Origin of the sequence: Sphingobium fluminis, from assembly GCF_037723805.1 — a bacterium.
Taxonomy (GTDB): Bacteria; Pseudomonadota; Alphaproteobacteria; order Sphingomonadales; family Sphingomonadaceae; genus Sphingobium.
In genome coordinates this window covers 1028403-1043783 of sequence record NZ_JBBJUK010000001.1, presented here as the reverse complement: position 1 = coordinate 1043783, position 15381 = coordinate 1028403, and the positions used below count along the sequence as shown (strand labels likewise).

Sequence of the window (15381 nt, the reverse complement as noted above, 5' to 3'; positions counted from 1 at the left end):
AGACGCTTTTGGTTAACGGATTCTTGCCGCCGCCCTCGCGGAAGAGCATCCGCATGGCTATATCGTCACCATGTTCGATTTCAACCCAGCCGCCGCGGCCGACAAGGCTGCGCTCTATGCCGAGCTGTCGTCCGCCGCCGACGCCGTGACCCGGGGTGAGCGAGACGGCATCGCCAACATGGCCAATATCGCCGCGATCGTCTGGCAATTTTTGCCCGATCTCAACTGGGCGGGATTTTACCGGCTGGTCGAGGGCGAACTGGTGCTGGGGCCGTTTCAGGGGAAGCCCGCCTGCATCCGCATTCCGATCGGGCGCGGGGTTTGTGGTGTGGCGGCAGCGACGCGGGAAACGCAGCTGGTCGAGGATGTCCATGCGTTTCCGGGGCATATCGCCTGCGACGCGGCGAGCGCATCGGAAATCGTGGTGCCGCTGGTGCATGAGGGACGGTTGATCGGGGTGCTCGATCTCGACAGCCCTTCGCCGGCGCGCTTCGACTCGGCGGATGCGCGGGGGCTGGAAGCGCTGGCCGCATTGATCGCGGCGCGCATCGCCTGATCCGTTAACGACGTTTCCGATCGAAAGTCCCTCTTCTGCCTCGTTTCGGGACAGGATTTCCGCGCCGAATCATAGTCGTGGGCGGATCATCATGCTAAACAGCGCGTTAATATTTCGGCCGTCGCGCAGCTGCGCGCCCGCCCGCCACGAGCGCGCGAACAGGGAGAATAAATATGCGGACCCGCAACCTTCTCATCATCGGCGCGAGCGCCGCCCTAGCCAGCGCCGGTGCGCCGGCGCTGGCCGGCGATGCCGCAAGCGCCCTGCCCGTCATGGGCAAGAGCTTTTCGGGCGGTCATCGGACGGGCGGCGGCTGGCAGGGCGGATCGCATATGGGCCGGCCGCATGCCGGCGGCGCGCAGATGGGCGGCGTTCATCGCTGGGGGCAGCGGCAGAATGGGCGCTGGTTCGCCGGGTGGCGCGCGCCGGGCGGCTGGAATGGCTATCGACGCCCCATTCGCGGCTATGTGCTGCCGCGCTACTGGATCAATCCTGGCTTCTACATCGCCAACTACGGCGTCTATGGCCTGCCCGCGCCGGCCTATGGCTATGGCTGGTCGCGCTATTATGACGATGCCGTGATGACCGACCGCTACGGCCGGGTGCGCGACTATCGCAGCGATATCGACTGGGACCGCTATGATGGCGGCTATGAGGATGATCGCTATGATGACGACACCAGCTATCGCCGGCCGGACAATGGCGTCGGCGGGGCGGCGATCGGCGCGGTGGTCGGCGGCGTCGCGGGCAATCGCATCGCCGGGCGCGGCAACCGCACCGCCGGCACGCTGATCGGCGCGGGCGTCGGCGCGGCGACAGGCTATGCCATCGACAAGGCGGAGGATGCGCCTCGCCGGGGACCGCCGCCGCCCCGCGGCGCGGGCGCCGATTATGGCTATGACGACGATGGCGTGACTTATGACGGCGATTATCAGGGGCGCTGGGTCGGCACCTGGTATGGCAAGGACGGCACCACCTATAGCGGGGATTATGAGGGCCGATTCGAGGGCGATGTGCGCGGCGATCCGCGCGGCGTGGATTATGACGCGCCCCCGCCACCGCATGGCGGGCCGCACTGGTCGCATGGCGCTTCCTATCACGGCTCAAGCGTCACCACCGGCGGCGGCTATGTGGCGGGCGGCTATTATTACCCCGCGCCGACGGTGACCACGGTCACGGTCCAGCCGATGACGACGACCACGACGACCTATGTGACCGAGCGGGTTTCCTATCGCAAGCCGATCGCGCGCAAGCGGGTGCGCCGGGCCTGCGCCTGCAAGTAGGAGCCGCGCTCCGGGCGAGTGTAAAGAGGGCCGGTCGGGGAGACCGGCCCTCTTTTCAGGTTGCGGTCTTCGGCGGGCTGACGAACGGCGCGGGATAGCCCAGCAGATAGCCCTGACCAAAGCGGCAGCCATGGTCGATCAGCAATTCCCTTTGCCGCTGCGTCTCCACGCCCTCGGCGATCACTTCGATGCTCAGGCTCGTGCCCAGCTTGACGATCGCATCGACGATGGCCGCATCCCCGGCATCGCCTTCCAGATGGTTGATGAAGCTGCGGTCGATCTTGAGCACGTCGACGGGATATTGTTTGAGGTGACTGAGCGAAGCGTAGCCGGTGCCGAAATCGTCCAGCGCTACCCGCACACCGGCCTTGGAAAAGCGATGGAGCGCGCGCGCGACATTATCGGCTCCCCGCCCCAGAAACACCGTCTCCGTCACCTCGATCTCGAAATGGCGGGGCGATACGCCCCCCCGCGCGAAGCGGCGCAGCACGGCTTGGGCAAAATCATCATCCATGAAATCGGCAGCCGACGCGTTGAAAGCCACCCGGCCGGGGTCGAAGCCGGCGCGGATCCACCGGCGCACGTCACGCACGATCGCGTCCAGCATCCTGTCGGTCATGGCGACGGCGAGTTCGCAATTTTCGAACGCCGCCGCGATGGTCGCCGGCGTCTGGACGCCGAGGCGCGGATGATGCCAGCGCAACAGTGCTTCGAAGCCCACCGTCTGTCCGCTGTGCAGGTCTACCTTGGGCTGATAATAAGGCGTGATCAGCTTGTCCGACACCGCCTGCCGCGCCATGCGGATCATCGAGCTATGCTGTTGCGCCTGCGCTCGCAGGTCGGAATGGAACAACGTCACCCGGCCGCGCCCCGACGCCTTGGACGCGTAGAGCGCCAGATCGGCCGATTTGAACAACTCACCCGCCTGCCGGCCATGCTCGCCATAGACCGCGCCGCCGATGCTGACCCCGCAATCGAGCGACCGGCCATCATGAACATAGGGACGGCGGATATTTTCAAGGATGGCCGCGCTGATCGCCTGCAACGCATCGCTATCGCGAAGTGACGTCGCGATCAGGCCGAATTCGTCGCCACCCAGGCGGCCGAGCACCGCGCCGGGCGGCGCCATAGCCAGCAGGCGCGCGGCAAATTCGCACAACAGGGCGTCCCCGGCGTCATGACCGAGCGCGTCGTTCGTGCGTTTGAGATCGTCGATGTCGAAAAGCATCAGGCCGAACCGTTCGCCCGTTTCGTCGGCACGCGCCGTCATCTGTTCCAGCGTCGCTTGCCACGCGGCGCGATTGGGCAGGCCGGTCATCGCATCATGGCCCGCCGCCCAGCGAATCCGGGCGTCCGCCTCCTCCTGATCGGTCACATCCTGGAAGGTCACGAGCACGCGCTTGGGACGGCCACCCGCCGACTGGGTGGTCCAGCCCATGCTCCTGATCCATCGCAACGCCCCGTCATCGGCCCGATGGATGCGCAGCGTCGCTTCGAAATGCGTCGTCGCTTCCCGCCGCGCGACCGTGGCCATCATATTCTGCAGGATGGACCGGTCGTCTGGATGAACCAGCGCCATCGCGCATTCCTGGGTGGCGGGTACATCGTCGGCAAGGCCCAGCATGGCCCGTAACTCGGGGGACCAAGTGCGCGCGCCCGTTTCGATATCGAAATCCCAGATCCCGAGGCCCGCAGCCTGCACGGCAAGGCGAAATCGCCCTTCGCTCTCGGCAAGCGCGTCCTGCGCGACTTTCTGATCGTGGATATCTTCCAGCGTGCCGTACCAGCGGATCACCTCCCCCCGTGCGTCGCGCCGCACGGCCGCCTTGGAGCGCATCCAGCGGTAGCCGCCATCGGTCAGGCGAACCCTTTGTTCGACGATGATCGGCTCGCCCGACTGGACGTGATCGTCCCAGCGCGCCATCGTCGCGACCGCATCGTCGGGATGCAGCATATCGTTCCAACGCAGGTGCGATCGGGGGTCCAGACTGATCCCGGTCATCTCGCGCAGTCGCGGGCCGATCTCTTCGAGCGCGCCATCGGCTCGCGCCGTCCAGGGCACCTGCGGATTGAGCTCGACCGACCAGCGATAATGTTCGCGGGCTTCGGCCAACGCCTCGCGCAGGGCGCACACTTCGTCTTGCAGGTCAGGCAGATATTCGATGGTTCCATACCAGCGGGTCCCGCCCCGGCCAGTCGAAACGCAGGTCATGCGCAGGCCCGCCCAGCGCCGTTCGCCATCCGCGCCCATCATGCGGACGCGCAGCGGGCGGGGATTCGCCGAATGCGTGGCGGCTTGCAACAGCGCCTTGCGGTCGACGGGGTCTAAAGCGCGGCGCCAGTCGTAACCGGACCGAATCGCCGGGAACGGATCGGTCGAGGCATGCGGACTTTCGCCACGCACGAGCAGGCGGCCGCGAGCATCGGCGATCCACCGGATGAGCGGCGGGATAAGAGCATCGAAATGCGGCGACGAGAGGGGATCGTCCCTGTCAGGCGCGACTCGCGCGTCGGAGACAACGGGCTCAGCCCCTTCGAAAAAGGCTTCGAATCGCCGATCGGCAAAACGGTCCATCAGCCGCCCCCGATCACGCTGGAGCGGTTTGCGATCCGATTGCATCGGACCACCGCTCTGAATTTATTGTTACGCGATTTGGCTGCGCTGACCTCCGGCTCTCCGTCATCCGAGGATTGGCTCCGCCGAACGGCGTTTCCATCTGATGAGAAATCGCTCTAAAACCACCTCGTCCATGGGCCGGGGCTAGCCGAAAAAGTTAAATAACCTGCACCATGCCTGTCGAATTTCCGACGTTTATTCCGACCGTTCGCCTGAACGAGCACACTTACTTACGGAAAATGCCGGCCAGTTCCACAGGAAGCGGCGATTGCGTGGGCGGGGCACGAAGGGCGTCGGCATGGTAGTCGGGATCGAACCGGACCCAGCCGCCGCGGCTCAGCTTTTCCAGCGGGCGATAGCGGACCTTATATTCCATCCGCCGCGATCCTTCGACCCAATAGCCCAGATAGACATAGGGTAGTTCCGCCGCCGCCGCGCGCAGGATATGATCCATGATGATATAATTGCCCAGACCCTGACGATGCGGCAATTGCGTATCGAAGAAGCTGTAGATCATCGACAGGCCGTCGCCCTGCCGGTCGGTGAGGCAGGCGCCGACCAGTTTGCCCACGCGGCCGTCGACGCCGGGTTCGCGATATTCGACGATATGGCTTTCAACCGGGGTCTGTTCGACCATGTCGGCGAAATCCATCTCGTCCATCTCGGTCATGCCGCCGCCGGGATGCCGCGCCGACAGATAGCGCTGGAGCAGGGCGAACTGCTCTTCGGTCGACCAGGGTTTGCAGGCGGTGACGCTAAGGTCGCTGTTGCGGCGGATCAGCTTGCGCTGGGTCGCGTTGGGGCTGAATTCCTGCGTGACGACCCGCACCGAAACACAGGCGGTGCAATCCACGCAGCTCGGGCGGTAGGCGACATTCTGGCTGCGGCGGAAACCGATACGGCCCAGCGCGTCGTTCAGTTCGGCGGCGTTGTCGCCGCTAAGCTCGGTGAACACCTTCCGCTCGCTCTTGCCCGGCAGATAGGGACATGGCGACGGGTTCGTCACGAAGAATCGGGGAAAACGGAATGGTGCCGTCACGCCACTATCCTCCCACTCATCCTGATCGAGCCCCGATTCATCGCAGGACTATGCCGCTCGCGGGTGCTCGTGAAAAGGGTATTTACCACGAAAAACCGGAGATCCCATCTTATCAGGCAACCTCGATCGGCGCGACCTCATACCCTGCCTCGCCGAGCGCCGCGATGAGCCGCTGGAGATGCGCGCGATCGCGGGTTTCGCACTCGACATCGAGGCTGAGACCCTTGGCCGGCAGATTGGTGAAAATGCGCTGGTGCGCGAGTTCGAGGATGTTGACCGCTTCCTGATCGAAGATCCTCGCGACATGGAACAGCGCACCGGGCCGGTCCTGAAGGATGATTCGCAATCGCGCCAGCCGGCCGGAGCGCGCAAGGTCGCGCAGCAGCACATTGGCGAGCAGCCGCGTATCGATATTGCCCCCGGTCAGCACGAGGCCCACGGTCCGCCCGGCAAATTGTTCGCGGTGGCTGAGCAGCGCCGCGAGGCCGGCCGCGCCGGCGCCCTCGACAACGGTCTTTTCGATCTGGAGCAGCAGACTGACCGCCTCTTCCAGTCGGCGTTCGGTGACGAGCAGCACATCGTCGGCCAGCCGCTCGACGAAGCGGCGGGTCAGTTCGCCGGGTTGCTTGACGGCGATACCTTCCGCCAGCGTATCACCGTCGCACGCCAGGTCGCCGCTGTTTATGAAACTGTACATGGACGGATAAAGCTCGGCCTGCACGCCGACCAGACGGATATCCGGCTTCATCGCCCGCGCCGCCGTGCCCATGCCCGAAAACAGCCCGCCGCCGCCGATCGGAATGATCAGCGTGTCGATATCCGGCGCGTCTTCCAGCATTTCGAGCGCGACCGTCCCCTGGCCTGCGATGATGTCCGGCTCGTCAAACGGATGGATGAAGGTCAGCCCATGTTCGACCTCCAGCAGTCGCGCATGGGCATAGGCGTCGTCGAATTTCTCGCCAAATTGCACCACGGTCGCGCCATGACCCTGCGTCTGCGTGATCTTCACGGTCGGCGTGGTCGTGGGCATGACGATCGTCACCGGCACGCCAAGGCGCTTGCCATGATAGGCAAGGCCCTGCGCATGATTGCCCGCGGACGCCGCGATCACGCCCTTTGCCTTTGCCGCCGCATCGAGCTGAAGCAGACGATTGAGCGCCCCGCGTTCCTTATAGGCGGCGGTAAACTGAAGATTCTCGAATTTCAGATAGACCGTGCAACCCAGCATGTTGGACAAGGTCTGGCTGATCAGCGTCGGCGTCTTGACGATCGACCCGGCAATGCGCGTGCGCGCGGCGAGTATGTCATCGACGGACACGGGCAGCGGCAGCGCCCCCTGGATCTTGGTCAGCGTGTTCATGGGCAGCCCCGTAAAGCAAAATTGGGTCGGAAGAAACTGGCACTGGCGGAAAACTGGCCCTATGGCGAAGGTTCACGCACCAACATTACGGGGCATATGGCTAATATCGCGTTTATCGGCCTGGGCGTCATGGGCGCGCCCATGGCAGGGCATCTGGCGAAAGCCGGTCACGCCGTCACCGTGTACAACCGCTCGATCGCCAAGGCGAAGAGTTGGGCGGAGGCCTATGGCGGCACAGTCGCGATCAGCCCGGCCAAGGCGGCGGAAGAATGCGACATCGTCATCAGTTGCGTCGGCACCGATGACGATCTGTCACAGGTGACGCTGGGGCGCGAAGGCGCTTTTCGCACGATGAAGCCGGGCGGCCTGTTCATCGACCATACGACGGTTTCGGCGCGGATCGCACGGCAATTGTCGGTCGAGGGCGAAAGCCTGGGCATCCATTGCGTCGATGCGCCGGTTTCCGGGGGGCAGACGGGTGCGGAGAACGGCAAGCTGTCGATCATGTGCGGCGGCAGCGAGCCGGCGGTTGCCGCAGCAAGGATCGTGATGCAGGCCTATGCCGCGCGCATCGTCCATGTCGGCGGCGCGGGCGCCGGCCAGACCACCAAGATGGTGAACCAGATCGCGATCGCAGGCGTGCTTCAGGGCCTGTCCGAAGGCTTACGGTTCGCGCAGGCGGCCGAATTGGATCTCGACAAGGTGTTCGAGGCGATTTCGGGCGGCGCGGCGCAAAGCTGGCAAATGGACAATCGATGGGGGTCGATGGCGCAGGACAGTTTCGATTTCGGCTTCGCGGTGGACTGGATGCGCAAGGATCTGGGCCTTGCGCTGGACGAGGCGCGCGCCAATGGCGCGACCCTGCCCGTCACCGCGCTGGTCGACCAATTTTATGCCGACGTGCTGGCCATGGGTGGCGGACGACAGGACACCAGCGCGCTGGTGCGGCGGATCACGCGGGCGTGAGGCATTTGTTGTCGACGTTCGCCCTGATCCCGTCGACGGATGGTGAAGCACCTCGCTCCGCTCGGTCGAGCCCCCTTCGACTGCCAGCCTGCGGCAGGCGCTCAGGACAGGCTTCGACTTCGCTCAGGGCGAACGGCAAGTGGTTGAGCGTGGCCCTGCTCGCCCTTCTCGCCGCCCCCGCGTTCGCCTCAGGCGTCATCGATAACGTCAATGGCATCGCGGTCGATGCGAATGGGCGGGTCGTGCATTTCGGCGCGCTGCTGATCGATGACGAGGGCAAGGTCGCGCAGCTGATCCCCGGCCGGTATCAGGAGCCGCCGCGCAAGAAGCCCAAAAAGGGCGAATCCTGGCCCAAGGGGCTGGACTATAAACTGGATGCGGGCGGCAAGACGCTGATCCCCGGCCTGATCGACGCGCATGGCCATGTCATGGGCTATGGCCTATCGCTGATCACGCTCGACCTGTCGGACACGCGCTCGCTGGCCGAGGCGCAGGCGAAGATCCGCGCTTATGCGCAGGCGGAAACGGGGCGCAAGTGGATCATCGGCACGGGCTGGAACCAGGAACAATGGGGTCTGGGCCGCTTTCCCACCGCCGCCGAACTGGACGCGGCCGTCAGCGACATTCCCGTCTGGCTGGAGCGGGTCGACGGGCATGCCGGCTGGGCGAACAGCGCGGCGATCCGGGCGGCAGGCGTTACCGCCGCGAGCAAGGCGCCGGCCGGGGGGCGCATCGAGATGGCGGGGGGCAGGCCCGCCGGCATATTCGTCGATCAGGCGATGGATCTGGTGACGAAGGTCGTGCCGCCGCCCGCGCCCAAGGATCGCGACATCGCGCTCGAAAAGGCGCAGCAGGCGTTGCTGCGCCAGGGCATCACCGCCATCGCCGACATGGGCACGAGCATCGCGGACTGGCAGGCGTTCCGCCGCTCCGCCGATCGCGGCGCGTTGCGGGTGCGGATCATGTCCTATGCCGCCGGCCTCGACAATATGGTGCTGATCGCCGGACCGGAGCCGACGCCCTGGCTATATGACGACCATTTGCGCATGGGTGGGCTCAAGCTGGTCCTCGACGGCGCGCTGGGTTCGCGGGGCGCATGGCTCAAGGCGGATTATGCCGATGCGCCGGGCCAGCGCGGCCTGTCGATGATCCCCGCCACGTCGCTGCGCAACATGATGAGCCGCGCGGCGATGGACAATTTCCAGATCGCCGTCCATGCGATCGGCGATGCGGCCAACAGCGAATTGCTCGACGCGATCCAGGAACTGTCCGAAACCTACAAGGGCGACCGGCGCTGGCGGGTCGAACATGCGCAGATCGTCGATCCCGCCGAACTGCCGCGTTTCGAGCAATTCGGCATCGTCGCGTCGATGCAGCCGGTGCATGAGGCGTCGGACTGGCGCATGGCGACGGCGCGGATGGGCGCTGCCCGGCTGCGGGGCGCTTATGCGTGGAAATCCATGCTCGACCATCGCGTGCCATTGGCGTTCGGCTCCGATGTGCCGGTGGAGAGTCCCAATCCCTTCCCCGGCATCGCGGTGGCGATGACGCGTGAGGATGCGAAGGGCGACCCGGTCGGCGGCTGGATGCCCGAGCAGCGCGTGTCGTTCGAGGCGGCGCTCGACGGGTTTACGCGGCAGGCGGCTTTTGCGGGATTTGCCGAAAAGCGCTTCGGGAGCCTGATACCGGGCCAGCGCGCGGATTTCCTGCTGATCGATCGCGATATCTCGCTGGCGCGGCCCGCCGATATCCGCACGACGCAGGTGATGGAGACCTGGATCGGCGGCAAGCGGGTATTCATGAAGGGAAAGTAAGGCGCTGACTCTTCTGGGGAGGTCGGCACTAAACACCTAGAGCATCGTGCGTAAAATTTGAGCCGTTCGCCCTGAGCGAAGTCGAAGCCTGTCTTGAGCGCCTGCTGCAAGCAGGCAGTCGAAGGGAGCCCTGCAAGCGCACTTCCCCGGATCAAGTCCGGAGTCAGTGGAAGGCTTCGACTTCGCTCAGCCCGAACGGAGAAAAAGCGATCTCGATTTGAGGCGCGATGCTCTCGCCGGTCCCCGAACCTTCGGCTGCGTGCCTGCGGCAGTCGGTCAGGATAAGCTTCAGCCAACGACTGAAAGCCGGGGTCCAGAGTCCAATCCCGCGCGCTCCCAACCTGGACTCCGGCTTTCGCCGGAGAACAACAGGGGACGGCAATTAGCGGCAGCCCAAAAATACAGAAAGTGGGGAGCTTCTGTTGCCCGGCGCTCCCCGAACCGCTGAATTCCCTTCTGTTGCCCGGTGGGTTCAACCGCGCTATTTTAGAATAATCTCAGACCGTGAGGCCCTCAATTACGCTGCAATGGCGAGTGCTTCGTTATCGTTGGCACTTGTGAGTTTTGCACAGTTTAACGGCTTACACGGGCCGGGTAAAAATATCGCCTTTGAACACACGTCGATCCTAGTTCGGCCCCGTCAAAGATCCCGTCCGCGCGAGCACGAACGGGACTTTTGGTGGAACCGCCGGGTACTGCCCCCGGGTCCGCTGCGTCTATTATACGACACAATTTATCACCATAGCCGGGCGAACCCGGCAGTATCGATATGGGGGATGCGGCGAAACTTTTCAACCGCTTCCTTGGCAATGGTCAGGCAGCCAGCACGTTGACGGCGCGCGGAGTTGCGGGCGGCAGTCCCTCCGCCTTGGCCTGCGCCAGCAATTCCTGCTTGCGCGCCGCCATTTGTTCGCCAAGCGCGACGAGATCGACGTCGGTCTTGCGGCACTGGGCGAACATGCCCTCGCCCCGCGCTTCTTCCTCCTTGACGTGATGCTTGATCTCTTCGGACAGCACTTTGACTTTGGCATCGTAGAAATCATCGTCCGGCGACCCGGCCATGATGTCGTTGATCAGCACCTTGGCCCCGTCATGTTCGACATAGGCTTCGTCCAGCGTGTCATCCTCGATCTTGCCGCGAAAGGCGGGGTAGAAAATTTCTTCCTCGATCGTCGTGTGGACCTTGAGTTCGACACAAATTTTTTGCGCGATCGTCTGCTTCTTCGCCGAAGCGCTTGCCTTTTCGAACTTCTCGAACAGCTCCTCGACCTCGCGATGGTCGGCCTTGAGCAATGCGATCGCGTCTGCGTACACTTCCTTCGCCATGATGTTCCTCCTGCGGAATGGACTTCCATCAAAGCGGCGAAAGAGGCCGGAGTTCCGTGGGTCCCCCGTAATTCCGATTGGCCCGGCGCGCGGGCCGCTCTATAGCCCTGATCCCATGATCCTCGTCATCGACAATTACGACAGCTTCACCTGGAACCTGGTCCATTATCTGATGGAGCTGGGGGCAAAGGTGGAGGTGGTCCGCAACGACGCCATTTCCGCCGGGCAGGCGCTGTCCACGGGGGCGAAGGCGTTCCTGCTCTCGCCTGGCCCCTGTACGCCCAATGAGGCGGGCGTCAGCCTGGACCTCGTCGCCGCATGCGCCGATGCGGGCGCGCCGCTGCTCGGCGTATGCCTTGGCCATCAGGCGATCGGCCAGCATTTCGGCGGCAAGGTGGTGCGCGGGGGCTTGATGCACGGCAAGACATCGCCGGTCGACCATGATGGCACCGGGCTGTTCGCGGGGCTGCCCTCGCCCTTTACCGCGACCCGCTATCATTCGTTGATCGTCGAGGATATTCCGGCCGATCTGATCGTCAACGCAACCAGCGAGGACGGGTCGGTCATGGCGTTTCGCCACGCCAGCCTGCCGATTCATTCGGTCCAGTTCCATCCCGAAAGCATCGCGACGGAATATGGGCATGAGATGCTGGCCAATTTCATGACGATCGCCGGCATCCCCGTGCGCGCCCGCGCCGCCGCGTGATCGCAGAAACGGACGCGAAATGTTAAGGGCCGCGCTGTAGATTGATCGCCTCACTGCCGGGTGTCCGGCGTCGAACAGGCGAGCGGACATGCGGAGCGAAAGGCGGACACTGGCAGGCGCGCGACGCTTCGACATGATGTTCCCCATGCCGTGGACGGGCGTGGAGCGCCTGTTGCTGGCACTCGTCTGCGCGCTTACCCTGTTCTTCGCGATCGTGACGCCGCCCTTTCAGGCGCCCGACGAGAATCAGCATTACATGAAGGCGCTGTGGCTCGCCGAGGGCCATGCGCTGGCGCGGCATCACGGTGCGCTGATCGGCGCGCCCCTGCCCCGAGCCGCGCTCGCCATTCACGCCGTCGATTTTCCGACCGATGTGCCGCCGACGCCGAGACGCTTCGATCACAGCCAACTGACGGCTGCCTGGTCGGCGGATAGCGGCCGAACCGGTCGGGAATTTGCCGATTTTCCCAACGTCGCCAGCTATGCGCCGACGCTATATGCGCCCGGCGTGGTGGGCCTGCGCTTTGGCGAATGGCTCGATCTGCCGCGTCTGGGGGTCTTTTATGCCGGTCGCCTCGTCAACGCGCTGGCGGGCCTTGCCCTGCTGGTGGCGGCATTGCGCCTCATTCCCTTCGGCCGGTCCGCGCTGCTGGGCGTCGCGCTGTTGCCAACCCTTGCCTATCAGACCGGGTCACTTTCGCCCGATGCCGTCATCAACGGCATCGGCTTTCTGGGGCTGGCGCTGGCGCTGCGCGTCGGCTTCATGGATGGCGGCGCTCGCGGCGGGATCGGCCTGCTTCTTACCGCGCCGCTGCTGGCGCTGGCCAAGGGGGTGTATCTGCCGCTGATGGCGGCGGGGCTGCGATGGCCCGAAAGCCGGCGCGACGGGCGCGCCCTGTCGATCCTCATTGCGATGGCGGCAGGGGCTGCCGCTTTCATCCTGTGGATGAAGATGTCGGGCGGCAGCCAGGCGCTTTATCATATCGTCTCGCGCAAGACCGGGGCGGCGGAGATGACCGCGCCGCTGGCCGCGCAACTGGCGGTGATCACCGCCGATCCGGTCGCGTTCGGCCATATCCTTATGTCCAGCGTTACCGAACGCGCGCCGGTCTATGCGCTTCAGATCGTCGGGCGGTTCGGGTGGAACGCCATATTGCTGCCGTTGGTGGCTTATCCACTGGCGGCGGTGATGCTGGGGGCGGCGGTGCTGAGCGGATCGGGCGCGCGTTTTGGCGTGGGGCAGCGGCTGTGGTGGATCGCAGTGGCGATCGGCGTGGCGCTGCTGATCGAAACCGCCATGTATCTGACCGGCACGCCGCTGCATGCGGATTATATTCAGGGGACGCAGGGTCGCTACTTCGTGCCGTTGCTGCCGCTGTTGCTGCTGGCGATCATGCCCGACCGGCCGGTGCGCGGCGCGCGGACGATCTTTGCCGCCAGCGCGATCCTGCTATCGCTGGTCGCCGCCGCGACCGTGGTCGACAGTTTCTGGGTCCACGGCTTCGTCACCAGCGACGGCATGCCGCCTCATTCCAGTGTCGCGCGTGCCCTGCTGCTGCCCTCGCCGCGCTGGTAGCCAGATTGTGCAGAGCGCGATCCAGCCGAGCCCCTCGATCCAACCCGCTGCCACGTCGCTCGCCCAATGGACGCCGAGCCACACGCGGCTGATGCCGATGGGCATGATGATCGCCGCAGCCAGAGCAAGACCGAGCCGCCGTCCGGCGAGCAAGGCCAGCGCACCGAAGAACATCATATTGCCCGCCGCATGGCCGCTCGGGAAGCTGTAGGTCGTCACGATATCGAGATGTTGGAGCAGATCGGGGCGCGGCATGGCGAAGAGCTGCTTGAGGCCAAGGTTGAGCAGTGTGCCGCCCGCCATCATCGCCACCAGCCACAGAGCGGCCCTGCCGCGCCGACGCAGCGTCAGATAGAGGCTGGCAGCGGCGAGCAGTAACAGGCGCGGGATCGTGTCGCCCACGATGGTCGCGAGGCGCAGCATAGGGGTGACATGCCCGCCCCATGCCGAATCGCGGGCGCGACCGGCGGCGAGCATGATGCTGTGGTCGACAGGCGCAAGCCAACCAGCCCGCTGCGCCAGCGCGATCAGCAGGACCGCCAGAAGCGCGAGGCCAAAAAGCGCGGCGCCTTTTACGACGCTGGGCATTGGTTCGCTTCTCATCGGACGCCGCAGGCGAATGCCGACGTCCATCGATTCGGGCGCTGCGGTTTGCGACTCTGGGCCCCGGCCTTCGCCGGGGAACAGTCGCGACCGGTCACGCGGAAAATCCGCCGATCAGATATGGAGCGCGCGTCCATAGGCGGCGAGCACGCTTTCATGCATGGATTCCGAAATGGTCGGATGCGGGAAGACCGTGTGCATCAGGTCCGCCTCGGTCGTCTCCAGCGTCTTGCCGATGGTATAGCCCTGGATCATCTCGGTCACTTCCGCGCCGATCATGTGCGCGCCCAGCAATTCTCCGGTCTTGGCGTCGAACACCGTCTTGGTGAAGCCTTCCTGCTCGCCCAGCGCGATCGCCTTGCCATTGCCGATGAAGGGGAACATGCCGACCTTCACTTCGTAACCGGCTTCCTTGGCCTTCGCCTCGGTCAGGCCGACCGACGCGATCTGCGGATGGCAGTAGGTGCAGCCGGGAATGTTGAGCGGGTCCATGGCGTGGGGATGGACTTCCGTGTTGCCCAGCGCCTGCGCGATGGCTTCGGCGGCGATGACGCCCTCATGGCTCGCCTTATGGGCCAGCCATGGCGGCGCGGTGACGTCGCCGATAGCCCAGATGCCCGCGACATTGGTGCGGCCATAGCCATCGACCTTGATATGATAGCGCTGGTCCGGCTCGACGCCGACATCTTCGAGCCCGAGATTTTCGACATTGGGTACGATGCCGACGGCGACGACGACATGGCTATATTCGCCCGCGATATCCTTGCCGTCCTTGCCCTTGATGGTCGCGGTCACGCCGGCATCGGTCGCCTCGATCTTTTCGATTTTCGCCCCGGTATGGATGGTCATGCCCTGTTTCTTGAGCGCCTTTTCGAGGAAGGCGGAAACGTCCGCATCTTCCACCGGCACAACCCGGTCCATCATCTCGACCACGGTCACGTCCGCGCCCATGTCATTGTAGAAGCTGGCGAATTCGATGCCGATCGCGCCCGATCCGACGACCAGCAATTTGGTCGGCATTTCCGGCGGCGTCATGGCGTGGCGATAGGTCCATACCCGCTTGCCGTCAGCTTTCAGCCTGGGCAGGTCACGCGCGCGCGCGCCCGTGGCGACGATGATGTGCTTGGCTTCGAGTTCCTCGACCTTGCCGTCCGCCGCCGTCACCGACAGCTTGCCCGGCGCGAGCAGCTTGCCCGTGCCCATATGGACCGTGATCTTGTTTTTCTTCATCAGGCCCGTGACGCCCTTGTTGAGCTGCGACGCGACACCGCGCGAACGCTTGACCACCGCCTCGATGTCGGCGCTGATCTTTTCGGCGGCCAGGCCATAATCGGCGGCATGCTGCATATAATGGTAGATTTCCGCCGAACGCAGCAGCGCCTTGGTGGGAATGCAGCCCCAGTTGAGGCAGATGCCGCCCAGATTCTCCCGCTCGACGATCGCGGTCTTGAGGCCAAGCTGCGCTGCGCGGATCGCGGCAACATAACCGCCGGGGCCGGACCCCAGCACGATGACGTCGTAATTTTCAGCCATGG

General features: G+C 64.7%; 11 protein-coding genes, 1 other RNA gene and 1 pseudogene. 6 read left to right on the top strand and 7 right to left on the bottom strand.

Annotated features, from left to right (window positions below; translation table 11 throughout):
• Positions 1 to 70: 70 nt before the first annotated feature.
• Entirely contained in the window at positions 71 to 556 is a 486-nt protein-coding gene (gene msrC / locus WG907_RS05455) for a free L-methionine (R)-S-oxide reductase MsrC (protein WP_340231631.1), read from the top strand.
• 173 nt (positions 557 to 729) lie between these two features.
• Positions 730 to 1839, top strand: a complete 1110-nt coding sequence (locus WG907_RS05450) for an RcnB family protein (RefSeq protein ID WP_340231630.1) — start codon at positions 730 to 732, stop codon at positions 1837 to 1839.
• 55 nt (positions 1840 to 1894) lie between these two features.
• On the opposite strand, the gene WG907_RS05445 is transcribed toward WG907_RS05450, so the two are convergent.
• From WG907_RS05445 to WG907_RS05435, 3 genes are all read right to left on the bottom strand, one after another.
• A complete protein-coding gene (locus WG907_RS05445; protein ID WP_340231845.1) occupies positions 1895 to 4414 on the bottom strand; it encodes a putative bifunctional diguanylate cyclase/phosphodiesterase in 2520 nt (839 codons plus the stop codon).
• Between the two features lie 268 nt (positions 4415 to 4682).
• Positions 4683 to 5495, bottom strand: a complete 813-nt coding sequence (locus WG907_RS05440) for an arginyltransferase (RefSeq protein WP_340231629.1) — start codon at positions 5493 to 5495, stop codon at positions 4683 to 4685.
• 112 nt (positions 5496 to 5607) lie between these two features.
• Positions 5608 to 6855, bottom strand: coding sequence for a threonine ammonia-lyase (locus tag WG907_RS05435; RefSeq protein WP_340231627.1), 1248 nt, complete (start codon positions 6853 to 6855; stop codon positions 5608 to 5610).
• A gap of 96 nt (positions 6856 to 6951) precedes the next feature.
• On the opposite strand from WG907_RS05435, the gene WG907_RS05430 reads away from it, so the two are divergent.
• Positions 6952 to 7821: an NAD(P)-dependent oxidoreductase gene (locus tag WG907_RS05430; protein ID WP_340231844.1), complete on the top strand. Its 870-nt coding sequence runs from the start codon at positions 6952 to 6954 to the stop codon at positions 7819 to 7821.
• A 143-nt stretch (positions 7822 to 7964) separates the two neighbouring features.
• Positions 7965 to 9635 (top strand): amidohydrolase, encoded by a 1671-nt coding sequence (locus WG907_RS05425; RefSeq protein ID WP_340231625.1) that lies wholly within the window; start codon positions 7965 to 7967, stop codon positions 9633 to 9635.
• Positions 9636 to 10080: 445 nt separating this feature from the next.
• Here the strand turns inward: WG907_RS05425 and ssrA are convergent.
• Positions 10081 to 10434: a transfer-messenger RNA gene (ssrA, locus tag WG907_RS05420) on the bottom strand.
• Between the two features lie 14 nt (positions 10435 to 10448).
• Positions 10449 to 10961 carry a hemerythrin domain-containing protein gene (locus tag WG907_RS05415; RefSeq protein WP_340231623.1) on the bottom strand — a complete coding sequence of 171 codons (513 nt, stop codon included), beginning with the start codon at positions 10959 to 10961 and terminating at the stop codon, positions 10449 to 10451.
• Between the two features lie 115 nt (positions 10962 to 11076).
• Here WG907_RS05415 and WG907_RS05410 point away from each other — a divergent pair, with 115 nt between their 5' ends.
• A complete protein-coding gene (locus WG907_RS05410; RefSeq protein ID WP_340231622.1) occupies positions 11077 to 11667 on the top strand; it encodes an anthranilate synthase component II in 591 nt (196 codons plus the stop codon).
• Positions 11668 to 11755: 88 nt separating this feature from the next.
• Positions 11756 to 13243 (top strand): DUF2142 domain-containing protein, encoded by a 1488-nt coding sequence (locus WG907_RS05405; protein WP_340231621.1) that lies wholly within the window; start codon positions 11756 to 11758, stop codon positions 13241 to 13243.
• A gap of 48 nt (positions 13244 to 13291) precedes the next feature.
• Here WG907_RS05405 and WG907_RS05400 read toward each other — a convergent pair.
• Together WG907_RS05400 and lpdA are read right to left on the bottom strand one after the other, a co-directional pair.
• A pseudogene (locus WG907_RS05400) lies at positions 13292 to 13546 on the bottom strand (phosphatase PAP2 family protein); the annotation flags it as partial.
• A 414-nt stretch (positions 13547 to 13960) separates the two neighbouring features.
• Positions 13961 to 15379: a dihydrolipoyl dehydrogenase gene (lpdA, locus tag WG907_RS05395; RefSeq protein WP_340231620.1), complete on the bottom strand. Its 1419-nt coding sequence runs from the start codon at positions 15377 to 15379 to the stop codon at positions 13961 to 13963.
• Positions 15380 to 15381: the final 2 nt, after the last annotated feature.

What these genes read in the sequence shown, in the direction of transcription:
- WG907_RS05405 (WP_340231621.1), top strand. Translation starts at nt 11,756, where the DNA reads ATGCGGAGCGAAAGGCGGACACTGGCAGGCGCGCGACGCTTCGACATG.
- WG907_RS05430 (WP_340231844.1), top strand. Translation starts at nt 6,952, where the DNA reads ATGGCTAATATCGCGTTTATCGGCCTGGGCGTCATGGGCGCGCCCATG.
- WG907_RS05410 (WP_340231622.1), top strand. Translation starts at nt 11,077, where the DNA reads ATGATCCTCGTCATCGACAATTACGACAGCTTCACCTGGAACCTGGTC.
- lpdA (WP_340231620.1), bottom strand. Translation starts at nt 15,379, where the DNA reads ATGGCTGAAAATTACGACGTCATCGTGCTGGGGTCCGGCCCCGGCGGT.
- WG907_RS05435 (WP_340231627.1), bottom strand. Translation starts at nt 6,855, where the DNA reads ATGAACACGCTGACCAAGATCCAGGGGGCGCTGCCGCTGCCCGTGTCC.
- msrC (WP_340231631.1), top strand. Translation starts at nt 71, where the DNA reads ATGTTCGATTTCAACCCAGCCGCCGCGGCCGACAAGGCTGCGCTCTAT.
- WG907_RS05415 (WP_340231623.1), bottom strand. Translation starts at nt 10,961, where the DNA reads ATGGCGAAGGAAGTGTACGCAGACGCGATCGCATTGCTCAAGGCCGAC.
- WG907_RS05450 (WP_340231630.1), top strand. Translation starts at nt 730, where the DNA reads ATGCGGACCCGCAACCTTCTCATCATCGGCGCGAGCGCCGCCCTAGCC.
- WG907_RS05445 (WP_340231845.1), bottom strand. Translation starts at nt 4,414, where the DNA reads ATGGACCGTTTTGCCGATCGGCGATTCGAAGCCTTTTTCGAAGGGGCT.